This is a genomic window from Ectobacillus antri (genome assembly GCF_003852715.1).
Lineage (GTDB): Bacteria > Bacillota > Bacilli > Bacillales > Bacillaceae_G > Ectobacillus > Ectobacillus antri.
Genome location: NZ_RIAV01000003.1, coordinates 255,011 through 261,314 on the forward strand (window position 1 = coordinate 255,011; position 6,304 = coordinate 261,314).

Annotated in this window: 6 protein-coding genes and 1 other annotated feature; of the genes, 3 read left to right on the forward strand and 3 right to left on the reverse strand. The window is 39.0% G+C overall.

The features are described 5' to 3' along the window. Window positions 1-300: 300 nt before the first annotated feature. Entirely contained in the window at window positions 301-441 is a 141-nt protein-coding gene (locus EEJ45_RS05555) for a small acid-soluble spore protein P (protein WP_124563797.1), read from the reverse strand. Between the two features lie 109 nt (window positions 442-550). Between EEJ45_RS05555 and EEJ45_RS05560 the strand changes: the two genes are divergently transcribed. Next, on the forward strand, window positions 551-808 hold the full coding sequence (locus EEJ45_RS05560) for a hypothetical protein (RefSeq protein ID WP_124563798.1): 258 nt from the start codon (window positions 551-553) through the stop codon (window positions 806-808). 33 nt (window positions 809-841) lie between these two features. On the opposite strand, the gene sspO is transcribed toward EEJ45_RS05560, so the two are convergent. After that, complete coding sequence (gene sspO, locus EEJ45_RS05565; protein WP_124563799.1) at window positions 842-991, reverse strand: small acid-soluble spore protein O; 150 nt, start codon at window positions 989-991, stop codon at window positions 842-844. 47 nt (window positions 992-1,038) lie between these two features. Further along, the gene (locus EEJ45_RS05570; protein ID WP_124563800.1) at window positions 1,039-1,422 is read right to left on the reverse strand and encodes a hypothetical protein; all 384 of its coding nucleotides are present in this window, start codon (window positions 1,420-1,422) and stop codon (window positions 1,039-1,041) included. Window positions 1,423-1,696: 274 nt separating this feature from the next. On the opposite strand from EEJ45_RS05570, the gene acnA reads away from it, so the two are divergent. Beyond that, complete coding sequence (acnA, locus tag EEJ45_RS05575; RefSeq protein ID WP_124563801.1) at window positions 1,697-4,414, forward strand: aconitate hydratase AcnA; 2,718 nt, start codon at window positions 1,697-1,699, stop codon at window positions 4,412-4,414. An 89-nt stretch (window positions 4,415-4,503) separates the two neighbouring features. Further along, window positions 4,504-4,734, forward strand: a binding site (T-box leader). 97 nt (window positions 4,735-4,831) lie between these two features. Then, the gene (locus EEJ45_RS05585) at window positions 4,832-6,169 is read left to right on the forward strand and encodes a sodium-dependent transporter (RefSeq protein WP_124563803.1); all 1,338 of its coding nucleotides are present in this window, start codon (window positions 4,832-4,834) and stop codon (window positions 6,167-6,169) included. The last annotated feature ends 135 nt before the right edge of the window (window positions 6,170-6,304 follow it).

Sequence of the window (6,304 nt, forward strand, 5' to 3'; positions counted from 1 at the left end):
GACAAGCTCTTGGAAAATAAGGAAGACGACCAGGAGATAAAAAGGTTAGGGATATGCGGAATATCATTAATACCTATGTAAAAAGACGCATTATTATGAATGCAGATAGATACGTACAAATAAAAAATAATATTCTTTTAGACGTGAGAGAAAAATCACGATATATGATTGTGATCAAGGCGTCAGGGGAATTTATGTTGTGTAAGATTATAAATAACGAATTTTGCTATTGTTGCTACAGAGAAAGCAGCTTGCGTGAGTGTACGCAAGCTACTTATTTTATGAAAAGATGAAGTTTATTTACTGATCGTGATGTGCATGATGCTTTTGGCGCGTATGCTTTTGGTTTTTTACTTTATGAGAACCGCTCATTGGCTCTGGTTGCCCCCCTCCATCTTTTGGAGAGTTGCGGCGAATTGATTTTGCATTGTTTTTTTCCATTGTGCTCACCCCCTGCTACTAGCATGGTTTTTCACTTGCTCGTTTATACGCGTATGTTTTTAATGAAACAGCAAAAGCTAAAGTGAATAAATGAGAAGGAGAGATACGCATGCCATATCATAAAGATAAACAACAAGCGTTTCAAGCAGCGCAACAAGGCGTTAAAAAGGCTACTGAAGGTGAGCACAATCTTGTGACAAATGATCCTGAATATGCGCATCATTTAAAAGAGCTCCGTCAAGAAGTGGAACAAGCATACAATCAAATTCAAAATGCATTAGAAACAGCTTCAGAAACGCAACGTCAACAATTAGAAAGCTACGAACAACAAGTGCAAAAAATAATGAACGACATGGATTATCAATAAAACAAACCGCGATTTCGCGGTTTGTTTTGAATTTTACTGATTCTTTTTTCGTTTTTTATTATTTTGACGTTGTTCTGGAGTTAATGGTTCATTAGAAAGTTCTTCATTATATCCTGCGCCCTGTCCTTGTGCAGAAGCAGCGTTCATTCCAGGAATTACGTGATTTGCTTTTCTTTTGCCCATCAATATCACCTCCTGCTAATAGTATTGCTTTATCAACCCGACTCCATTCATCGTTGTAACATGTCTACCCTATATGATTGAGGTGCTTGGAGGCCAACCTGTTCTGCTCCCTTTTCTGTATAAGCAATAAAGGTATGTGCTCGGAGCATACCGTAACCTTTGTGATTATCTGGTTGATGTATATACAAATGTACATCATCTAATCCCTTATCTTCATAATGCTGCATCACTTTTTTCGCAACTTTGTCTAAACCTTTCTCGTTCGTTGCTTCTGTTGTCACATGAACAATGCATTCGTTTGTATCCGTAAAAGTTTCTTCTGTAACAATTTTAAAAGAAGGTTCTTTTATTTTGGGTTTGTTTATCGTTTTTGTACTACATCCACAACAAAACAATACAAAAAAAAGCATTAAGAACAAATATTTATTCATGCAAACGGCCCCTTTGTAATAGAAAATATGCATTTCATTATTGTAGACAAATAAAAAACTATAACATCACATTCACTGTTTTTGTAAATAAAAATTTGATAAGCGTAAAATAGCGGAAAAACCCCCATGTATAAACAAATCTTATTATGCACTATAAGTTTCTTATTATTTACTTATGTTCCAAGTTGTAATAATATATTATCGTAAGGTATAGAAAAGTTTGTATACACTTTATATTCAGATTTTTGTTTACGTTTAACAGGGGGGATTTACAATGGTTAAAGATCCATTTCATGCTCGTTCTCTATTTACGGCAGATGGGAAAACGTATCAATACTATCGTTTGAGAGCGCTTGAAGATGCTGGAATAGGAAATGTTTCACGTTTACCTTATTCTATTAAAGTATTGCTAGAGTCTGTATTACGTCAAGTAGATGGACGTGTGATTAAAGAAGAGCACGTAGAAAATCTTGCAAAATGGGGTACAAACGATGTGCAAGATATCGATGTACCGTTTAAACCTTCACGTGTTATTCTTCAGGATTTCACAGGTGTTCCAGCTGTTGTAGATTTAGCTTCTTTGCGCAAAGCAATGGCTGATATGGGCGGGGACCCAGACAAAATCAATCCAGAAATTACAGTAGATCTCGTTATTGATCACTCCGTACAGGTTGATAAAGCAGGTACTGCAGATGCCTTGCAATTTAATATGGATTTAGAGTTTAAGCGAAACGAAGAGCGTTATAAATTCTTGAGCTGGGCACAAAAGTCTTTTGACAACTACCGTGCCGTTCCACCTGCAACTGGTATTGTACACCAAGTAAACCTTGAGTATTTGGCACCAGTTGTACATGTACAGCAAGTGGGCGATGAGATGATTGCTTATCCGGACACATTGGTGGGAACAGATTCTCACACAACAATGATTAACGGTATCGGCGTACTTGGATGGGGTGTTGGTGGTATTGAAGCAGAGGCTGGAATGTTAGGACAGCCTTCTTATTTCCCAGTTCCGGAAGTAATTGGCGTAAAGCTAACAGGAACGTTACCAAGTGGTGTAACTGCAACGGATATTGCATTAAAAGTAACGCAAGTACTACGTCAAAAAGGTGTAGTTGGCAAATTTGTTGAGTTCTTTGGACCAGGACTTGCAAGCATGCCGCTTGCGGACCGCGCGACGATTTCCAACATGGCACCAGAGTACGGTGCAACATGCGGGTTCTTCCCAATCGATGATATTTCTCTTAACTACCTGCGCTTAACAGGAAGAAGTGAAGAGCAAATTCATATTGTAGAGCAGTATTGTAAAGCAAATGATCTGTTCTACACGCCAGACAGCGAAGATCCAATTTACACGGATTTGGTACACATTGATCTTACAACAATTGAACCAAGTCTTTCCGGTCCAAAACGCCCGCAAGACTTAATTACACTTTCTGATATGCAAGAATCGTTCCGCAAGGCAGTGGTGGCGCCGGTGGGCAACCAAGGCTTTGGACTCTTAGATAAAGAGCTAGAAAAGGAAATGAAAGTAACCTTAGATGGAAGCGAAGTAACAATGAAAACAGGCGCAATCGCGATTGCTGCGATTACAAGCTGTACGAACACATCTAATCCATATGTTCTTGTAGGCGCAGGTTTGGTTGCGAAAAAAGCAGTGGAAAAAGGCTTGAAAGTACCTAGCTATGTAAAAACATCTTTGGCTCCAGGCTCTAAAGTTGTTACCGAGTATTTAGATAAAGCAGGGCTCACGCCTTATTTGAATGATTTGGGCTTTAATACAGTTGGTTACGGATGTACAACGTGTATCGGTAACTCCGGTCCGTTGGCACCAGAGCTTGAAAAAGCGATTGCAGAAAACGATTTACTTGTAACTTCTGTATTATCTGGTAATCGTAACTTTGAAGGTCGTATTCACCCGCTTGTAAAAGCAAACTATTTGGCATCTCCGCCATTAGTAGTTGCATATGCGATTGCAGGAACGGTTGATATTGATCTTCGTAAAGATGCACTTGGTAAAGATGAGAACGGCAATCCTATCTATTTTAACGATATTTGGCCAACTGCTGATGAGATTCAAGAAGTTGTGTCTTCTGTAGTAACTGCTGAGTTGTTTAAGAAAGAATATGAGCGCGTATTTGATAGCAATGAGCGTTGGAATGCAATTCAAACATCTAACGAAGCGCTTTATACGTGGGATAACACATCCACATATATTCAAAACCCACCGTTCTTTGAGGGGTTATCAAAAGATCCAAAAGAAGTAGAACCTTTGAAAGCACTTCGTGTTTTGGGTAAATTTGGTGATTCTGTAACAACAGACCATATTTCTCCGGCAGGTTCTATTGCTAAGCATACACCGGCAGGTCAGTATTTACTATCTCAAGGTGTACAACCGGTAGATTTTAACTCTTACGGTTCTCGTCGCGGTAATCATGAAGTCATGATGAGAGGGACGTTCGCGAACATTCGTATTAAAAACCAGATTGCTCCTGGAACAGAAGGTGGCTATACAACATACTGGCCAACAGGTGAAGTCATGTCCATTTATGATGCAGCAATGAAATACAAACAAGACGGTACGGGCTTGATGATTATTGCTGGTAAAGATTATGGTATGGGAAGCTCTCGTGACTGGGCTGCAAAGGGAACAAATCTACTTGGTATTAAAACAGTTATTGCAGAAAGCTTTGAGCGTATCCATCGCAGTAACCTTGTATTGATGGGCGTTCTTCCTCTTCAATTTAAAGAAGGCGAAAATGCAGAAACACTAGGTCTAATCGGTAATGAGTCATTCGAAGTACAAGTTGACGAGTACGTAAAGCCTCGTGATATCGTAAAAATAACTGCAATTGATCCGGAAGGAAATGTAAAGCACTTTGAAGCAATTGCACGCTTTGATTCTGAAGTAGAAATCGATTATTACCGTCATGGGGGTATTCTGCAAATGGTACTTCGTGACAAGTTAAAAGATTCTAAAGTTGTAAACTAAAAACCAGGCTGCATTCGCAGCCTGGTTTTTAAATTCTTATATCTTTACAAACCTATTATACTAGTATATAATTGCTTTAATTCAAAGACAGTAAATCAGTGAACAAGAGTAGTATGTATATAAGAAGCGTTCAGAGAGCTGGGGATAGGTGTGAACCTGGTACGATACGATATACAGAATGGACTTGTGAGAGGCTTGTTGAAAGAGTAGTAGGCAGCCCGGGTTCCGCCGTTACAAGGATAGGGTATCATGTGTATCTGAAAAAGTGGGATTTGGAATCCAATCGAGGTGGCACCGCGGTAATACATATCGTCCTCTGCAATATTTGCAGAGGACTTTTTTGCGTGCAAAAGGAGGTGAACAGTATGAAGTGAGGGGAAGTTCGGATACTAATAAGAGTGAAAAGGAGAGAAAAGTGTGGAAAAAACACAGCAATGGACATCAAAGTTAGGTTTTATTTTGGCATCAGCTGGCGCTGCTATTGGACTCGGTGCAATATGGAAATTTCCTTATGTAGCTGGAAGCGGAGGAGGCGGAGCCTTTTTCTTAATCTTTATTCTGTTCACGCTTCTTATAGGCATGCCGTTATTATTGGCTGAATTTGTGATTGGCCGCAGTACGCAATCTGAAGCGGTTACTGCTTATAAAAAACTAGTACCAGGTCGTTTGTATCCATGGATTGGCCGCCTAGGGGTCGTGACAAGCTTTTTAGTTCTGTCTTTTTACAGTGTAGTGGGCGGTTGGATTTTATTATATATGTATTATGCTTTGTCGGGTCGATTATGGAGAGAGGTAAGCGATTTTGAAACATTATTCGGACAAACAATTGCAAATCCGTATAGTGCTGTTATTGCACAAGGTATATTTTTAGCTATTACCATCTTTATTGTCAGCCGAGGTGTGGAAAAAGGGATTGAAAAGGCCAATAAGTATATGATGCCTGCACTATTTATTTTATTTTTACTACTAATTGGACGCTCTTTAACATTAGATGGCGCAATGGAAGGAGTAACATTTATTTTAAAGCCAGATTTTTCAAAATTGACAGCTGAAGGCATATTGTATGCGATGGGACAATCGTTTTTCTCACTGACGGTTGGTGCATCTGTTATGGTCACATACAGTTCGTATCTGCGAAAAGAAGAGAGTCTTGTAAAGTCTGCCACTTCTATTGTCGGACTAACATTATTTATAACTGTATTGGCAGGATTGGCTATTTTCCCGGGTGTGTTTGCGCTTGGAATGAAACCTACTGAAGGTCCGGGCTTACTTTTTATCGTATTGCCTGCTGTGTTTGAACAAATTCCAATGGGATCTATCTTTTTCCTTGCCTTTTTATTATTGTTCTTTTTTGCAACTATCACATCTGCTGTTTCAATGCTTGAAATTGTAGTGGCAGCTGCTGGAGGACATCAAGCAGAAAGGCGCCCGCGCTTATCTATTCTCTTGGGAACTCTCATTTTTATGGTAGGAATTCCATCAGCTTTATCTTTTGGTGTAATGGAAGAAATAAAGATATTCAATAAAACAGTGTTTGATGTAGTGGATTATATAGTAAGCAATATATTATTGCCACTAGGTGTACTAAGTATTTCTTTATTTGTTCCTGCTAAGATGAAGCGGACTGTGCTTAAGGCAGAGCTAGGGGTTACAAAACAAGGACAAGTGCTGTTCAATATTTGGTTTTACTTGTTAAAATATGTTGCACCAATTACTGTTATCGTTGTATTTTTACATGCGTTACAAATATTATAAAAAGCAGGAACCTAAGTGAACTGCACCCCGATTGTTAGACACGTCTAACAATCGGAGGTGCAGTTTTTCTATGACCAAATATACGTTAGAAACTAAACTAGAGGTCGTTCAAGATTACTTAAAAGGGAAAGATTC